At 64.0% G+C, this 16370-nt stretch carries 15 protein-coding genes and 1 pseudogene; 5 read left to right on the top strand and 11 right to left on the bottom strand.

Features of this window, described 5'->3' with window-relative positions; translation table 11 throughout:
* The first annotated feature begins 12 nt into the window (after positions 1 to 12).
* Positions 13 to 318 (top strand): BrnT family toxin, encoded by a 306-nt coding sequence (locus AADX97_RS09685; RefSeq protein ID WP_374232559.1) that lies wholly within the window; start codon positions 13 to 15, stop codon positions 316 to 318.
* Positions 263 to 1255, top strand: a complete 993-nt coding sequence (locus AADX97_RS09690) for a HEAT repeat domain-containing protein (RefSeq protein ID WP_374232557.1) — start codon at positions 263 to 265, stop codon at positions 1253 to 1255. Before AADX97_RS09685 ends, AADX97_RS09690 begins: the two co-directional genes overlap by 56 nt.
* A gap of 152 nt (positions 1256 to 1407) precedes the next feature.
* Here the strand turns inward: AADX97_RS09690 and AADX97_RS09695 are convergent, their stop codons facing one another.
* Together AADX97_RS09695 and AADX97_RS09700 are read right to left on the bottom strand one after the other, a co-directional pair.
* Positions 1408 to 2079 (bottom strand): RES family NAD+ phosphorylase, encoded by a 672-nt coding sequence (locus AADX97_RS09695; RefSeq protein ID WP_374232684.1) that lies wholly within the window; start codon positions 2077 to 2079, stop codon positions 1408 to 1410.
* 23 nt (positions 2080 to 2102) lie between these two features.
* Positions 2103 to 2441, bottom strand: a pseudogene (locus tag AADX97_RS09700) (antitoxin Xre/MbcA/ParS toxin-binding domain-containing protein); the annotation flags it as partial.
* A 329-nt stretch (positions 2442 to 2770) separates the two neighbouring features.
* Between AADX97_RS09700 and mfd the strand changes: the two are divergent.
* Both mfd and AADX97_RS09710 read left to right on the top strand, forming a co-directional pair.
* Positions 2771 to 6259: a transcription-repair coupling factor gene (gene mfd, locus AADX97_RS09705; RefSeq protein ID WP_374232556.1), complete on the top strand. Its 3489-nt coding sequence runs from the start codon at positions 2771 to 2773 to the stop codon at positions 6257 to 6259.
* 93 nt (positions 6260 to 6352) lie between these two features.
* Entirely contained in the window at positions 6353 to 6565 is a 213-nt protein-coding gene (locus tag AADX97_RS09710; RefSeq protein WP_374232555.1) for a hypothetical protein, read from the top strand.
* Positions 6566 to 6598: 33 nt separating this feature from the next.
* Here the strand turns inward: AADX97_RS09710 and fur are convergent, their stop codons facing one another.
* Positions 6599 to 7021, bottom strand: a complete 423-nt coding sequence (fur, locus tag AADX97_RS09715) for a ferric iron uptake transcriptional regulator (RefSeq protein ID WP_374232552.1) — start codon at positions 7019 to 7021, stop codon at positions 6599 to 6601.
* Between the two features lie 140 nt (positions 7022 to 7161).
* On the opposite strand from fur, the gene AADX97_RS09720 reads away from it, so the two are divergent.
* Positions 7162 to 7656 (top strand): outer membrane protein assembly factor BamE, encoded by a 495-nt coding sequence (locus tag AADX97_RS09720; protein WP_374232551.1) that lies wholly within the window; start codon positions 7162 to 7164, stop codon positions 7654 to 7656.
* Between the two features lie 73 nt (positions 7657 to 7729).
* Here AADX97_RS09720 and AADX97_RS09725 read toward each other — a convergent pair whose 3' ends face one another.
* From AADX97_RS09725 to AADX97_RS09760, 8 genes are all read right to left on the bottom strand, one after another.
* On the bottom strand, positions 7730 to 8059 hold the full coding sequence (locus AADX97_RS09725) for an RnfH family protein (protein ID WP_374232549.1): 330 nt from the start codon (positions 8057 to 8059) through the stop codon (positions 7730 to 7732).
* Positions 8052 to 8486 carry a type II toxin-antitoxin system RatA family toxin gene (locus AADX97_RS09730; protein ID WP_007193316.1) on the bottom strand — a complete coding sequence of 145 codons (435 nt, stop codon included), beginning with the start codon at positions 8484 to 8486 and terminating at the stop codon, positions 8052 to 8054. The genes AADX97_RS09725 and AADX97_RS09730 overlap by 8 nt, the downstream gene beginning before the upstream one ends.
* Before the next feature lie 517 nt (positions 8487 to 9003).
* Positions 9004 to 10389 carry a sodium-dependent transporter gene (locus AADX97_RS09735; protein WP_374232548.1) on the bottom strand — a complete coding sequence of 462 codons (1386 nt, stop codon included), beginning with the start codon at positions 10387 to 10389 and terminating at the stop codon, positions 9004 to 9006.
* A gap of 318 nt (positions 10390 to 10707) precedes the next feature.
* A complete protein-coding gene (gene glmM, locus AADX97_RS09740; RefSeq protein WP_374232547.1) occupies positions 10708 to 12072 on the bottom strand; it encodes a phosphoglucosamine mutase in 1365 nt (454 codons plus the stop codon).
* Positions 12073 to 12086: 14 nt separating this feature from the next.
* On the bottom strand, positions 12087 to 14015 hold the full coding sequence (gene ftsH / locus AADX97_RS09745; protein ID WP_374232545.1) for an ATP-dependent zinc metalloprotease FtsH: 1929 nt from the start codon (positions 14013 to 14015) through the stop codon (positions 12087 to 12089).
* A gap of 84 nt (positions 14016 to 14099) precedes the next feature.
* Complete coding sequence (gene rlmE / locus AADX97_RS09750) at positions 14100 to 14720, bottom strand: 23S rRNA (uridine(2552)-2'-O)-methyltransferase RlmE (protein WP_374232543.1); 621 nt, start codon at positions 14718 to 14720, stop codon at positions 14100 to 14102.
* A 4-nt stretch (positions 14721 to 14724) separates the two neighbouring features.
* The gene (locus AADX97_RS09755) at positions 14725 to 15579 is read right to left on the bottom strand and encodes a hypothetical protein (protein WP_374232541.1); all 855 of its coding nucleotides are present in this window, start codon (positions 15577 to 15579) and stop codon (positions 14725 to 14727) included.
* A gap of 368 nt (positions 15580 to 15947) precedes the next feature.
* Positions 15948 to 16316 (bottom strand): high-potential iron-sulfur protein, encoded by a 369-nt coding sequence (locus AADX97_RS09760; RefSeq protein WP_374232539.1) that lies wholly within the window; start codon positions 16314 to 16316, stop codon positions 15948 to 15950.
* Positions 16317 to 16370: the final 54 nt, after the last annotated feature.

The raw sequence follows: 16370 nt of genomic DNA on the forward strand, positions 1-16370 counted from the left end.
TTTGGAGCGCTTTTGGAGCGCCGCCTCGATTGCGCCCGCGCCGCCGAGGTATTCGCGGATCGACACTTCGCACCAAAAGACCTGCGGCGGAATTACGATGAGTGTCGATACATCACAGTCCGCAAGCTCGATGCCCGCATCGTCGTCATCGTCTGGTCGCCCCGCGGCGAAGCGCGCCGTATCATCAGCATGCGGAGAGCCAATGAGCGCGAACAAGCCCGCTACGCCCGTGCTCATGGCACCGCTTCGATAGGGTCCGTAAATGGCCTCACGCCGCGACATCCGCGAACAGATCGATGCCTTCCGATCTCTCTGTGATCGGGAAACCCCGGAACGCGTGCTGGCCGCGGCACGGGAGGCATTGGCCGATCGGCATCGCCTGATGGTCGCCAAGGCCGCGGAGCTGGCCGGTGATCGGCTGATCTATGCGCTCGAGCCGGACCTGATCGCGGCCTATTGCCGTTTCCTGGAGGATCCCGCAAAGCGCGATCCGGGCTGCACGGCCAAGGGTGCGATCGCGCGCGCACTGGTCGCACTGGACAGTCAGGACGTGGGTTTCTACATCGCCGGCATCCGCTATCGCCAACCCGAGCCGGTGTGGGGAGGCAGCGTCGATACGGCCGTGGATCTACGCGTGAGCTGCGCCATCGGGCTCGCGGCCACGAGCGATCCGCGTGCCCTGATCCACCTGGTCCACCTGCTCCACGACCCGGAGCCGCATGCCCGCAGCGGCGCGGCGCGTGCGATCGCCTGCACGCAACCCTTGGCGGCCGAGGCGGTGCTGCGCTCCAAGGCGTTCGGCGGCGATCCGGAGCCGGAGGTGACGGGCGACTGTCTTGCCGCACTCCTGCAGGTGGCCGGGGAGGATGCGCTTGAATTTGTGGGCGGATTTCTCGTCACGCCGAGTCTGGAGATCAACGGTCTCGCCGCACTCGCGCTCGGGGAGTCGCGGCTCGACGGCGCCTTGGATCTGCTGCGCGCCCGCTGGGACGCCGAGCCCTTCAAGCGCAGCGCGGAGCACCTTCTGCTGCGGGCGGCGGCGCTGCACCGCAGCGAGGCGGCGCTCGACTGGCTGGTCTCCGTCGTGGCGGATGCGGATCGCGCGAGCGCCGAGGTCGCGATCACCGAGCTGGGCACCTATCGCAACAACGCTCGGCTGCGGGAGCGCCTGGGCGCCGTGATTGCGGAGCGTGACGATCCTCGACTCGGCGCAGGCTATGCGAAGGCGTTTCCGCTCAAGACGCCGGGGGAATAGCGCGCCCCGGCGTTGATCGCTATCGGCGGCGCGTCTCGACCGCCGCCAACCCCTCCTCCGACCACTCCTTCGACGGGATGGGCTCCCGGAAAAACCTGTTAAGCTCATAGACTCAAACCGATGAGCAAACAGGTGGCCCTGTCGGATCCCCTTCAATCCATGCCCCATCCAACCTCGCCAAACGCGCCTACCGAGCCGAAGGCCGACTCGCCGCACCCGAAAGCGGTTTGGGCGACCTGGCCTTGATGGTCGCCCAAAGGATCTGAGATGCGGAGACCGACATGAGCCCGCGACTGCACATCCGATTGCCGGGCAGTTTCGCGGTGGCATGCGACCGCACAGTCCTCAACCCGCCGGGAGCCCCCGTCGATCGTGAAGAGATCGAATGCAAGGACATGCAGCTCGGGCTCATCCTCGGACACGAAGAGGATGCGATCGGCACGGGTCTCGCACAACCAGGCACGAACGCCGAGCGGGGCGCGGCTGGTCAATGCCTCCGGCCCGAGCAGCGCGACATTGATGCCGCGCTCCGGATCGCGGGCGGAGACGAGCTCGAAGGCACCAACACCGCTCTCGCGTAGTGCGCTCCCCAGACGTTGACAGTCGCGGTAGTCGCTTGGGTGACGGAGCTGTGCCTCGTAGGCAGCGCAGGGCGGCGCCTGCAGGCGGACACCGCGCTCGCTTCGCCGACGGACACGGAACTGGGTGTGTTGGGTCAGCAGCCGGCCCGACGGCGGGGGAACCTCCATGCCGGTCCAGAACAGGAAGCGATAGTAGGCGACCTCGGCCAGGAGGGCCGGGAGCCCGCGCGAACCGTAGAGCAGACTCGGCTCAAAGCGCGTCCCGAAGCGTCCAGATACTCGACGACGCGCACCAAGCCGGCGACCGAGTGTACCTGTTCCGCCGGAATACCGCCGATGTCGCGACTAGCGGTATGCATCCAGTGACGCATGTCCTGCTGCCGGCCGCCGACCAACGAGTAAAGGCTGCGATAGCAACGGAGCAACAGCAAGGCCAGCTCGCCGGCCTTACTGTCGGGATCGAGACCGCGGGCAATGGAGCTGCGGTCGCGCCCGATGATGGCGCCGAGCGCCTCCTGCGACAGCCCCAGCGTGCGGCCGGCGTTCAACAGTGCCTTTGTGAGAACGGCCCGCGGGTCAGGGTTGGGTTTGGCAGCAAGCTCCATGGTGTTTCGGCTGCAGATCGCATGTTGAATTTACACTTGAATAAGCCGCTGATCGCGTATTTGCAACAGCCTCCCGACGCGGCATCCGGAAACGTCAAACCGTCCGACCGGACACACTCAGGACCCACTGCCCCGTTCGTGCGCTGCCCGCCGGGTCGGCGGCGCGCGACGCTCCATACGGGCGCGGAACCGACCGCGGAACCGTCAACGGGCGCCAAGCCGGATGCTTTCACACCCGATGGTAGCGACCGCGGGACCGCGTGCACTGCAACCGCGCCGAGGCTGTGCGAGAATCCTCGCCCTGTCGTCCTCCCGAGGTAATGCCGTCCATGCACCCGGTGGCCCTGAACAAGATGCCGTCTCCGCTCGGTCCGCCGCTGCCCGGTCGACCGGGCGAGCGTCTGCTGTGGGGGCGGTTGTACGGCGCGAGCATCGCGCTCGCGATCGCCGAGGCCGCCCGCGCGCATGAGGGGCTGATCCTCGCGGTCGTCCCGGATGTTCAAGCCGCCGCCCATCTGCGCGCCGAGCTCGGATTTTTTTTGGCCGGGAGCGGCCTCCCGCTGCTGGGTTTTCCGGACTGGGAGACCCTGCCTTACGACGTCTTCTCGCCGCTTCCTGAGCTGGTCTCGGAACGGCTCTTGACGCTGCACCGCTTGCCGGGGCTGGAGAAGGGCGTCTTGGTCGTCCCGGTCGCCACCCTGATGCAGCGCTTGCCGCCGCGCGAGTATGTGGACGGGCAGTCACTGGTCCTTGCGGTCGGGGATCGGCTGGACCTGGATGCGACCCGGCGCCGCTTGGAGCGTGCCGGCTATTCCTGCGTCTCCCAGGTCATCGGTCACGGCGAGTATGCGGTGCGCGGGTCGCTGCTCGACGTCTTCCCGATGGGCAGCGAGGTCCCGCTGCGCATCGATCTCTTCGATCAAGAGGTCGAGACCATCCGGACCTTCGACCCGGAGACCCAGCGCTCGCAGGAGAAGCTGGAACGGGTCCGGATGCTGCCGGCGCGCGAGTTTCCGCTGACCGAAGAGGCGATCTCCGGCTTTCGCCAGCGGTATCGGGCGAGCTTCGAGGGCGACCCGCAAGCCAGCCTGGTCTATCGCGAGGTGTCGGAGGGGCGCACGCCGGGCGGCCTGGAATACTATCTGCCGCTCTTTTTCGAGACCACCGCGACCCTCTTCGATTATCTGCCCGCGGGCGTCCTGGCCCTGGAGTCCGACGCCTGCCGCGAGACCGCGACGAGCTTCATCGCCGGCGTCGCTCAGCGCTACGAGCAGCGTCGTCACGATATCGAGCGCCCGCTCCTGCCGCCGGCCAAGCTCTATCTGCAGCCCGACGAGATGGCCGGGGCGCTCAACCGGCTGTCGGGCGTGCTCTATCAGTCCCCCGAGGTGCCGGATCGGCGCAAGGGTTATGCGGCCTTCCACAACTTCGCGACCACCACCCTGCCCCCGCTCGCCATCCAGGCGCGCGCGGCGCAACCCGCGCAGGGCTTGCAGGACTTCCTGAGCGCGCCGGACCGCCGGGTCCTGTTCGTTGCCGAGAGTACCGGGCGGCGCGAGGTGCTCGCCGAGCACCTAGCCGGATTCAACATCCGCGCCCGTCAGGTCGATGGCTGGCAGTCCTTCGTCGAGGGTGATCTTCACCTGGCGTTGACCGTCGCGCCGCTGGAGCGCGGTCTGCTGCTGGAAGATCGCGGCATCGCCCTGGTCACCGAGACCCAGCTCTACGGCGAGCGGGTGCGCCAAGAGCGGCGGCGCCGAGCGCGCGAGCGCGACAGCGACGCCATCGTGCGCAACCTCACCGAGCTCACCGAGGGCGCGCCGGTCGTACACGAGGAGCACGGCGTCGGGCGCTATCTGGGGCTGCAGACCCTGCAGGTCGGCGGCATGACCACCGAGTTCCTCGCGCTCGAATATGCCAACGGCGACAAGCTCTATGTCCCGGTCAGCTCGCTGCATCTGATCTCGCGCTACACGGGTGCCTCGCCCGAGAACGCACCCCTGCACCGGCTCGGCGGCGAGCAGTGGGATCGGATCAAGCGCAAGGCCGCGCAGAAGGCGCACGATGTCGCCGCCGAGCTGCTCGATATCTACGCACGGCGAGCCGCCCGCGAGGGCGTGGCCTGCCCGGCGCCGGGCGACGACTATGCCGCCTTCGCCGCCGCCTTCCCCTTCGAGGAGACGCCGGATCAGCTGCGCGCCATCGAGGGCGTCATCGCCGACATGGAAGACGCCAAGCCGATGGATCGCGTGGTCTGCGGCGATGTCGGCTTCGGCAAGACCGAGGTCGCCATGCGGGCGGCCTTCATGGCCGTGCAGGGCGGACGGCAGGTCGCCGTGCTGGTGCCGACCACCCTGCTCGCCCAACAGCATTTCGAGAACTTCTCCGACCGCTTCGCCGACTGGCCGATCAAGATCGAGAGCCTGTCGCGGTTCCGTACGGCGAAGGAGCAGAAGAAGGTGCTGGAAGGTCTGGCCGACGGCACGGTCGACATCCTGGTCGGGACCCACAAGCTGCTGCAGCCCAACCTGAAATTCAAGAATCTGGGGCTGGCGATCATCGACGAGGAGCACCGTTTCGGGGTGCGCCACAAGGAGCAGCTCAAGAATCTGCGCAGCGAGGTGGACATCCTGACCCTCACGGCCACGCCGATCCCGCGCACGCTCAACATGGCCATGTCCGGCCTGCGCGATCTGTCCATCATCGCCACCCCGCCGGTCGAGCGTCACCCCATCAAGACCTTCGTCAGCCCCTGGAACGACGGCCTGATCCAGGAGGCCGTGCTGCGCGAGCTCAAGCGCGGCGGTCAGGTCTATTTCCTGCACAACGAGGTGGAAACAATCGAGAACCAGGCGCAGAAGCTCGAGGCCCTGATCCCGGAGGCGCGGGTGCAGGTCGCGCACGGACAGATGCGCGAGCGCGATCTCGAACGGGTGATGCGCGATTTCTATCACCAACGCTTCAACCTGCTGGTCTGCACCACCATCATCGAGAGCGGCATCGACGTGCCGAGCGCCAACACCATCGTCATCAACCGGGCGGACAAGCTGGGCCTGGCGCAGTTGCATCAGCTGCGCGGACGCGTCGGGCGCTCGCACCATCGCGCCTATGCCTATCTGATCACGCCGCCGACCACAGCGATGACGGCGGATGCCAAAAAGCGACTGGAGGCGATCGAGTCGATGGAAGATCTGGGTGCCGGCTTCACGCTGGCGACCCATGATCTCGAGATCCGCGGCGCGGGCGAGCTGCTCGGCGACGAGCAATCCGGTCAGATCCACGAGGTCGGATTCTCGCTCTACATGGATCTCTTGGAGCGGGCCGTGCAAGCGCTCAAGGCCGGTCGCACGCCCGAGCTGGACAGGCCCCTCAGCCACGGCGCCGAGATCGACCTCGGCCTACCCGCCCTCTTACCGAGCGACTATCTGCCCGACGTGCATGCGCGGCTCGTCATGTACAAACGGATTGCGAGCGCCGCCACGGCCGGCGATCTCAGGGAGCTGCAGGTGGAGATGATCGATCGCTTCGGACTGCTGCCCGAGCCGGCCAAGAACCTGCTCGAGATCACCGAGCTGAAGCTGAAGGTCCAACCGTACGGGATCCGCAAGATCGAAGCCGGGCCGGCGAGCGGGCGGATCCTCTTCGACGAATCCCCGACCATCGACCCCGACAACCTGATCCGCCTGATTCAGCAAAGGCCAAAGGAGTTCAAGCTCGACGGCGGGGACAAGCTGCGGTTCTACCGGGACATGGCCGAGCCGCAACGGCGGCTGCAACAGGTCAACGCGGTGGTCGCGCAGCTGGTCGGCCCAGGATAAAAAGGGGCACTCAAGTCGCAATGGATGCCAAGGGGGAGAGCCCAGGTTACACCTGCCTGTTGCGATTCGACGAAACCGGACACAGAAACCGGTATGATCGAATCCGCGCATCAAGGCACCGCCGTCTTCCCCGGCGCTTTCACTGCGGTTGCAGATCCCGAAGAGCTGCACCGGCGCGCCATCGATCACGACAGCTGGATGCGCGAGCACCTGATGCCGGCCGGAGGGATTATGTCCGGGCTGTTCACGGACGGCACCTTTGATCACGTCAAGAGTTACGGTGGCGAGCGGGATCCCGCCATCTAGACCGGCGCCTACCTTGCTGCGCAAGCGCTGCGATCAGCGCTTCTTCGTCTTCTCGCACTCCTCGCAGATCCCGTAGAGCACGAGCGAGTGATCCTCGATCCGGAAGTTGCGCTCCGCGGCGATCTTGGACTGGCGCTCCTCGATGATCGGGTCGCAAAACTCCACGACCTTGCCACACTTGATGCAGACCAGATGGTCGTGGTGGTCGCCGCTGTTGAGCTCGAAGACCGACTGCCCGGTCTCGAAGTGACGCCGGCACACGAGCCCCGCCCCCTCGAACTGGGTCAGGACGCGGTAGACGGTCGCGAGCCCGATCTCCTCGCCGTTGTTGAGGAGCTCCTTGTAGACATCCTCGGCGCTCAGATGTCGCTTGCCGCAGGTCTCGAGAATGGCGAGGATCGCGACCCGCGGCGCAGTGACCTTAAGACCTGCCTGTTTGATCTGCTCGATTTCCAATTCCCATCTCCCCGTCTGGGGCAGATCCGTCGGCGCGCGCGGGTCTACCCGATTTGTCTTCTGATTCGTCGCCCCGATGATCGGATCGTGGCGCTGCTGTATCATGCCTGGGTTCAATGCAAACGCGCTGTTTTCAAGACATGCGAAAGTTGATTTATATCTCGATACTCGGAGCCTTCGTCGCGCTCGCAACGGCCGGCTGCTCCCGTGACAAAAAACCCGAGGAGTACCGGGGCTCTGTCTTGGAGGACCTCCCGTTCGTCTACAAGATGACGGTGCAACAGGGAAATATCATCACCGAGGAGATGGTCGATCGCCTGGAGCTCGGAATGAACAAGCGCCAGGTCCAGTTTCTGTTGGGTACGCCCTTACTCACGGACTTCTTCCAGACCGATCGCTGGGACTACACCTATACCCTCCAGCGTGGGCACAACCCCATGGAGATCCGCTACCTGACCCTGTATTTTCAGAACGATGATAGCCTTGCGCGGATCGAGGGGGATATTCGCCCGAATCCGGCGCGCGCCGAAGCGAGAGAACCGCAGGAAATGGTCGTGTCCGTTCCCGACTATCAAAAACCTAAAGGTCTGATCAAACGCGGCCTGGAAACGATCGGCTTGGAGCCGAAGGAGTAAAGCCCGCCCGGTCGAAGAGGCCGCTGGGATCGCGATGCATCAGCGGATGCTTGGCGTTCCCTCATGCGTCGACTCAGGTCCCTGAGTTCGGATCGGCATCTGCGCCACCCTTGCGCAAGACCTTCCCCTCGGCTGCGCGTCGTTTACGCGCCTCCTTTGGATCGGCAATCAAGGGGCGATAGATCTCGACACGATCACCGTCATCCAAGACCTGATCCAGTTTGGCCGCTTTTCCGAAGATGCCGACCTGGTTGACCGCCAGATCGATCTCGGGGCACCGCGAGAGCACCGCGGATTGCTCGATCGCCTGACGCACCGTCGTGCCGATGCGCACTTCGAGCGGACGGAGCATTTGGTCGTCGGCACCGACATAGGCCACGGACACCTTGAGGTAGTCAGTCACCGTAGACCTCTTCGGCACGCCGACAAAAGGCATCCACCAGCGTGTTTGCGATCTGGTGAAAGACGGCTCCGAACGCCTTGTCGATCAAATGACCCGAGAACTCGAATTCCAGCTCCAACTCGACCTTGGAAGCATCTTCGCGCAAGGGGACGAAACGCCATCCGCCGACCAGTTTTCGGAACGGTCCGTCGAGCAGATCAATATCCATCCGCCGGTCGCGCTCGAATCGGTTGCAGGTGCTGAAGGTCTGCCGAATCCCCATGCGGGCGACCTCGATCTGACCACAGATCTTCTCGTCGGTCTCCGAGATGACACGTGTCTTGTCGCACCAAGGCAGGAACTTGGGGTAGGAGCCGACATCGTAGACGAGGTCGAACATCTGCGATGCCGAGTAAGGCACCAGAGCACTTTTTCTGACGATAGCCACAGCGAAACCGCGTCTAGAGTGAAAAACCGACGTTTAAACAGGGCCTGCCCCTCAAGGGCATCCGAAGCCGTGTGTCTGACGCGGTTTAGAGAATGAAAAGATCTGGATTCCGTCGCTCGACGAGCATTGACCCAGGCCACTAGTGCAGCACGGCAGTTGTGTCGAGACCGTTCATTGTCGTTGTCGTTGTCGTAATCGACCATCGATACGACTACAACAACGACAACGAAAATGATCTCGGACGGTCTCGGAATCTCTGCACTTCTCCACTCGATCCAAGCCCCTCGATCCAAGCCCCTCGATCCAAGAAATTAGGCGAATTCCGGAAACCTTCATGCCAAGGGCGTAGGTTGTGCCGAGCCGTGCGAGGCACAACCAACCGTAGGCGCAAGTTGTGCTTCCTATCGTCAGCACAACCTACGGGTATGGAAGTTTGCGGAAATCACCTTAATCCGCGCACATCAACCCATCCAGCACCGAGCCGACCGAGCTCTCGCGCCGGTGATCCCCGTCCGCTTCACCCCAGCCCGATCCACTTCAACGTTCCGAGGGCATTCAACAGAACGATCCCGACGGCAATGGGGGCGACGTAACGGATCAGCAACCACCAAATCCGGTAGAACCAGCCGTCGCCCATCTCCAATTCATCGACGGAAGAGGCACGCGACAGCATCCAACCGGCGAAGATTGCGATCAGGACGCCGCCTAAGGGCAACAGGATATTCGCGGTCAGGAAGTCGAAGAGATCGAGGAAGCCTTTGCCGAAGATCGTGATCTCGGACCAGGCGTTCAACGACAACAGACAGGCGATGCCCAACAGCCAGACGGAGAGCCCGCCCAGCACGGATGCTCGCACCCGGCTGAAGCTCAGATTCTCGACCAGCCAGGCCACCAGCGGCTCGAGCAGCGAGATGGCCGAGGTCCAGGCCGCGAACAGCAAGAGCACGAAGAACAGGGTCCCAAAAAAGGCACCGCCCGGCATGTCTCCGAAGGCGATGGGCAAGGTCTGGAAGATGAGCCCCGGCCCGCTGTCGGGCGCTAGGCCGTGGGCGAACACGATGGGGAAGATCGCAAGACCGGCCAACAGGGCCACCAGGGTATCCAGCCCGGCGATGATCATGGTGTTCTGTGCGATCGAGGAGTCCCGCTTTAGATAGGACCCGTAGATCATGATGGCACCCATCCCGAGACTCAGGCTGAAGAACGCCTGCCCCATCGCGCTGAGGATCGCCTCGCCGGCCTTACCCTGAAACTCGGCAAAATCGGGCTCGAAGAGATAGGCGACCGCCGTGTCGAAATCACCGGCCTGCACGCCGTATCCAACCATGACCACGAGGAGCACGAACAGCGCCGGCATGAGGACGCGCACGGCCTTCTCCAGCCCGCCGGCTACACCGCGAGCGACCACGAGCACGACCATCACCATGAAGATGGTATGCCAGGCGAGCAGACGCTCGGCGTCGCCGATCAAGCCGGCAAACATCGCCCCCGAGCCCGCGGCATCGATTCCGGTAAACATACCGCTTGCGGACCGGAACATATAGCCCATCGTCCAACCGGCGATCACGCTGTAGAAGGCGAGGATCAGGAAGCCCGCCAGGATCCCCATCCAACCCAAGAGTTGCCAAGCAGGCGCCCGGCCTTCTTCCTTCGCGAGCGCCCGCATCGTGTTGATGGGACTGCGCCTGCCGCGGCGGCCGAGCATGATCTCGGCCATCATAATCGGAACGCCGATCAGGGCGACACAGAGGACATACACCAATACGAAAGCCCCACCCCCGTACTCACCGGCGGTGTAGGGGAAACGCCAGATATTTCCGAGACCCACGGCCGAACCGCTGGCGGCCAGGATAAAGGCCAGTCGGGTCGACCACATGCCATGGATCGAGTTGGTCGCCGTCATCACGGACTCCTTTCAAAAACCATGCAGTCGTCTTCAACGGATGCGGATCGTCCCCGCGTAAGAAGGCCGACGGGTGCGGAGCGCAAAAAAGCCCGGGCCGCCGCCCGGGCTGGTCTGATAGTCCGGTTTTCGAGACTCCCGCTCAAGATCGACACGGGCACCCGAACGGAACGCCGGGCCTCGCTCGTAAGACCGGCCACCCAAACCTACAGACGCTCGTGACAACCGCTCTGCGGTGTCACGCATGCCCCGTGGCGCTCTGCGCCATGTGCCACGATGGCAGGAGTCACGAGCACGGCCGAACGCCGGTCACGCTCTTCAAGAGGCGCACTCGGCCGAGGACGGAGCCATCTGCGCACGCACGACATCGGCCAGCCACTCGGCAAGCCGTCGGACCTCGCTCGCATCGACGCCCTCGACCATGACGCGAATCAGCGGCTCGGTACCGGAGGGACGCAGCAGAACACGCCCTCGGCCCGCGAGCGCCTGCTCCGCGGTCTGTAGCGCATCCTGCACGGCGGGCAGCCCGACCATATCGCGCTTGGCGTTCAACCGGACGTTGATCAGAATCTGAGGATAAGGCTCGACCTCGGAACAGATCTCATGCAAACCCGTGTCGAGTCGCTTCAAACCGGCGAGGACCTGCAGAGCCGCGACGATCCCGTCACCCGTGCTCGTGCGATCGCGACAGATGATATGCCCGGAAGGCTCGCCGCCGAGGATGCCGTCCGAGCGCTTCAGATGTTCCATGATGAAGCGGTCGCCGACCTTCGCCCGCACGAATCCGACGCCGATCCTCTGCAGCGCGTGCTCGAAGCCCAGGTTGCTCATCAGGGTGCCGACGACCTCGCCGCGCATCGCCCCGTCCGCAAGACGGGCCTTGGTGATGACATAGAGCAGCCGATCGCCGTCGATCAGTTGTCCCTTGCCGTCGACCATCAGCACGCGGTCGCCGTCGCCGTCGAAGGCGATACCCAGCTCGGCGCCTTCCTGCACGACCGCTCGGCATAAGGCGTCCGGATGGGTAGAGCCGACATCGCGGTTGATGTTGAAACCGTCCGGATCGGTACCGAGGCGGATAACATCGGCGCCGAGCTCCTCGAAGACAGAGGGTGCGGTGTTGTAGGTCGCGCCATTGGCGCAGTCGACGACGACCCGCAGACCACGGAAATTCATACTCGTCGGAACGGTGCTCTTGCAGAACTCGATATAGCGACCGTTGGCGTCGTCGATCCGCTTCACCTTACCGAGCGCTGCGGAGTCGACCGTACGCAGAGGCCGCTCAAGCTCCATCTCGATCGCTTCTTCGACGTCGTCCGGGAGCTTATCGCCGTCGGCCGAAAAGAACTTGATGCCGTTGTCTTGATATGGATTGTGCGAGGCGGTGATGACGATGCCCGCCGACGCGCGAAAGGTGCGGGTCAGATAGGCGACGCCCGGCGTGGTCATCGGCCCGAGCAGCCGGATGCTCACGCCGGCCGCCACAAGACCCGCCTCCAAGGCCGACTCGAACATGTAGCCCGAGATCCGCGTGTCCTTGCCGATCAGAACCTTCCCGCCATTGCCCTGGCCGAAGACCCGTCCCGCCGCCCAGCCGAGCTTGAGGACGAAGTCAGGCGTAATCATCCCTTCCCCGACCCGTCCTCGGATCCCGTCCGTCCCGAAATAACGCCGTCCCGACATACCGCCCTCCGTGCCTAATGTTCGCTGGCAGGTCGTCCAAGCGTCCCGTCGTCGGCGCCTGGCTCGGGGTCCGCCTGTCGAGCGCGATCGGAGCGGCGACCGGCCGGGCGGCCACCGGCCTCCTCGTCCTCCCAGTCGCTCGGCGGACGCGGCGGTCGCCCGGACATAATGTCGTCGATCTGTACGGCGTCGATGGTCTCGTACTTCATCAGCGCGTCCGACATGGCATGCAGCTTGTCCATGTTGGCAAGGAGGAGACCGCGGGAACGCTCGTAGTTGCGCTCGATGACATTGCGGATCTCTTCGTCGATCAGATGCGTCGTCTCGTCCGAGACGCTCTTGTGCTGCGTGACCGAGTGCCCGAGGAAGATCTCTTGCTCCTCCTCGCTGTAGGTCAGCGGACCCAGCTTGTCGGACAGGCCCCACTTGGTGACCATGTTGCGCGCGATCTCGGTCGCACGATGGATATCGTTCTGGGCGCCCGTCGTCACACTCTCGGGGCCGAAGATCAACTCCTCGGCCAGACGTCCGCCGAAGAGGCTCGAGATGCTGCTCTCCAGGCGCTGCTTGCTGTAGCTGAAACGGTCGTCCTCCGGTAGGAAGAGGGTTACGCCCAGCGCCCGACCGCGCGGGATGATGCTGACCTTATGCACCGGATCATGGTCGGGGACCAGTCGGCCGACGATCGCATGCCCCGACTCGTGATAGGCGGTCAGACGCTTTTCGTCGTCGGACATGACCATGGACCGGCGTTCGGCGCCCATCATGATCTTGTCCTTCGCCTTCTCCATGTCGTCCATGTCGACCATCTTCTTGTTCGACCGAGCGGCGAAGAGCGCCGCCTCGTTGACCAGGTTGGCGAGATCCGCACCCGAAAACCCTGGCGTGCCGCGCGCCAGGACCGACGCCTTCACGTCCTCGGCCGCCGGGATCTTGCGCATGTGTACCTTAAGGATCTGCTCGCGACCGCGCACGTCGGGAAGCGGGACCACGACCTGACGGTCGAACCGGCCCGGACGCAGCAGCGCAGGATCGAGCACGTCCGGACGGTTGGTCGCAGCGATCACGATGACGCCCTCGTTGCCCTCGAACCCGTCCATCTCGACCAGGAGCTGGTTCAGGGTCTGCTCGCGCTCGTCGTGACCGCCGCCCAGACCGGCACCACGATGCCGGCCGACCGCGTCGATCTCGTCGATGAAGATGATGCAGGGCGCGTGCTTCTTGGCCTGCTCGAACATATCGCGCACCCGCGAGGCGCCGACACCGACGAACATTTCCACAAAGTCCGAGCCCGAGATGGTGAAGAAGGGCACCTTCGCCTCACCGGCGATCGCACGGGCAAGCAGGGTCTTGCCGGTTCCCGGGGGGCCGACCATCAGTACGCCTTTCGGGATCTTGCCCCCGAGCTTCTGGAATTTGCCGGGATCGCGCAGGAAATCAACCATCTCCGAGACCTCGTCCTTGGCCTCTTCAGCACCCGCGACATCCTGGAAGGTAACCTTGACCTGATCCTCCGAAAGCATCCGGGCGCGGCTCTTGCCGAAGGACATAGCACCGCGACCGCCGGCACCGCCCTGCATCTGCCGCATAAAGAAGATCCAGATGCCGATGAGGATCAGGAGCGGGAACCAGTTGATCAGGACCTGCATCAGGACCGATTGTTTCTCCGGTGGCGCGGCCTTGATCACGACACCATGATTCAGGAGATCGCCCACGAGGCCGTCGTCGCCCGGGCTAAAGGTGGTGAACCGCTGTCCGGAGCCGCTGATCCCCTCGATCGTGCGACCCTGGATGGTCACCTCCTTGACCTCGCCCTGCCTGACCTGCTCGATGAAATCGGAATAGCTCAGGGTCCGCGGGGTCGTCGGCGCGGTGGTGAAATTGTTGAAGACGGACATCAGCACGACGGCGATGACCACCCAAAGAAGTATGTTTTTCGCCATGTCATTCACGGCTTGCTTGCCCCTGCTGATGGTGGACCGACGCGATGGTGTCGAGGTCGAACGGCTGAAATTAGCATCGACGCCTCAACGATGAAAGCCTTTGGCGACCAGGTAAAGCTCCCGACTCTGGGATCGCGATGATTTGGGCTTACGACTGACCACTTTGGAGAAACTCCGTCGCAGCTCGATCAGGATGTCGTCGAAACCCGTTCCTTGGAACACTTTGACGACCAGAGACCCGCCGGGTTGCAGACGCGACCGCGAAAGATCCAAGGCCAAGTCTACAAGGTGCATCGAGCGCGGCTGATCCACGACTGTCATGCCTGTTATGTTGGGGGCCATATCCGAGAGCACCAGATCGAGCGTCTCGCCGCCCAAGGTCGCACAGAGTCGAGCCAAGATCTCGGGCTCGCGAAAGTCGCCCTGCATCACGACGACGCCGGGCAGCGGATCCATCGGCAATAGATCGAGCGCAACGACGCTGCCGCGCACGCCGACAAGGCGCGCGGCGATCTGGGACCAGCTGCCCGGTGCGGCACCCAGATCCAACACCCGCATCCCCGGACGGAAGATCCGATCCTTCTCTTGGATCTCGAGCAGCTTGAAGGCTGCGCGCGAACGATAGCCCTCGCGCTGCGCGCGCTTGACGTAGGGATCGCTGTGCTGCCGATCCAGCCATTTCCGACTCGAGGCTGTTTTCGCCATGTCTTTAGATGTCGTGCACCCAGGAAAACCGAAAGAATTCGAGCAGCAGTCCTGCGATCGCGCCACCGAACAGGCCCCCGAGGATCGCCATCGGGATGCGATCATGCATGGCCGCGCTCGCGGATTGCCACAACCCGCTCTCGAAATCAACAAGAGGTCCGATCATCATCCAAACGCTGCCGGCAGCCACACCGGCCAGCGTCGCCATCACCAAGGACTCGATGATGTAGCAGGGCCGCGACTCGCAATGCATCCGATGCGACACCGACAGCCACCAGCGCACGGTCGCGACATAAAGCACGCCGTTGACGCTGACGAGAAAGGCCAGGACCGCGAACGAGGAGAAGGGATTCGCGTGGAACGGCTCGACCAGCGCCACAAAACCGCCGCCGATCGCACCCGTCGCCAGGCCCGCCATGGTTTTCCCCGGGACATGTCTCGAGCAGCGTGCCGGAAAGCTCACGGTCAGGCCGACCAGACCCGCAACGGCGGCCGCCACCAAAACGACATGGAAAACCGCAACTCGCTCGGCAAAGAGCGTCAGGACGAGGACGCCGACCAGAACACCGATGCCCGTCGCGATCAGAGCCACCTCACGCGCTGCGTAGAGCGCGGCCCCGACCGCACCCGCCAGGGCTGCGGCAGCGATGTAAGTCCCGTGGCCAAAGCCGAGGCCATGGAACAACTCTGCAAGACCCGTAAACAAGGGCGCATAGATCATCCCGATAAGGCCCCAGACGATGCCGCGCAACAGCGCCATACGCCAGCGCGGGGCTAAGGTTTCGCGGGAACGGATGGAGCCTCCGAAGGTTTCGGCAATCTCGGAGCTCGAAGAGGATGGGTGTTGCGAGAAGGTCATGATGGTCACCGGAGAACGACAGGGAAGGATCGCGTTCTCGAAATCAATGCATAACTCGGACCCGAAGGTCGGTCAATCGGACCTTGCCACCGATCAGTTGACGCCGGCACCCTGGCTCCAGCTCAAGATACCTCTAACGGAGACGCGGAGGGCACGGAGAATTCGAGATTTTTCCTTCCTGCCCTCCGCGTCTCCTTGGCTCCGTGGCTCCTTAAGAGACCTTGGAAACTGATTGGTGCCGAGGGACGGCAGGGGCGTCGGGTGTGCCATAAGCTCGTGCGCGCCGGGCGTCTCGAGATGGACCATGCAACGAAAAACGGGGCCAAACGGCCCCGTTACGGACAATCCGAGGCTAGTGATCGACAGGATCAGCCGGCCTTCAGGGTCCAGGACGCGCACCAGCCGTTGACGTTGATCAACTTGCCGGGGAACAGGCTGCAGCCGTGCCACTCTGCGGTCGCACCCGGGACCTCGGGGAGATGGAACTGGCAATTCGAACAGATCTGCTGATCGGGCGGCAGACCGGGACGAGCCGCGGCAGCACGGTCGGACTTGGTCGCATCGGCGCTGTACTTGAGCGCGACCGCGGTGGGGTCGTTCGCGGCGACTGCGTTTGCAGGCACCTCGGCGCGCGCGGTGCCGAAGCCGACCAAATTGATGACCGGGATCGCGGCAGCGGTACCCAGCATCACCTTGACAGCGTCGCGACGGCTCGTGCTCATTGGCTTATCGGACATGGTTGTCAACTCCTTCGAATCATTCATTGTGGTGACATCGACACCCCCGGCTCG

The organism is Thiocapsa sp. C2-2m, assembly GCF_041903745.1.
GTDB lineage: Bacteria > Pseudomonadota > Gammaproteobacteria > Chromatiales > Chromatiaceae > Thiocapsa > Thiocapsa roseilacustris.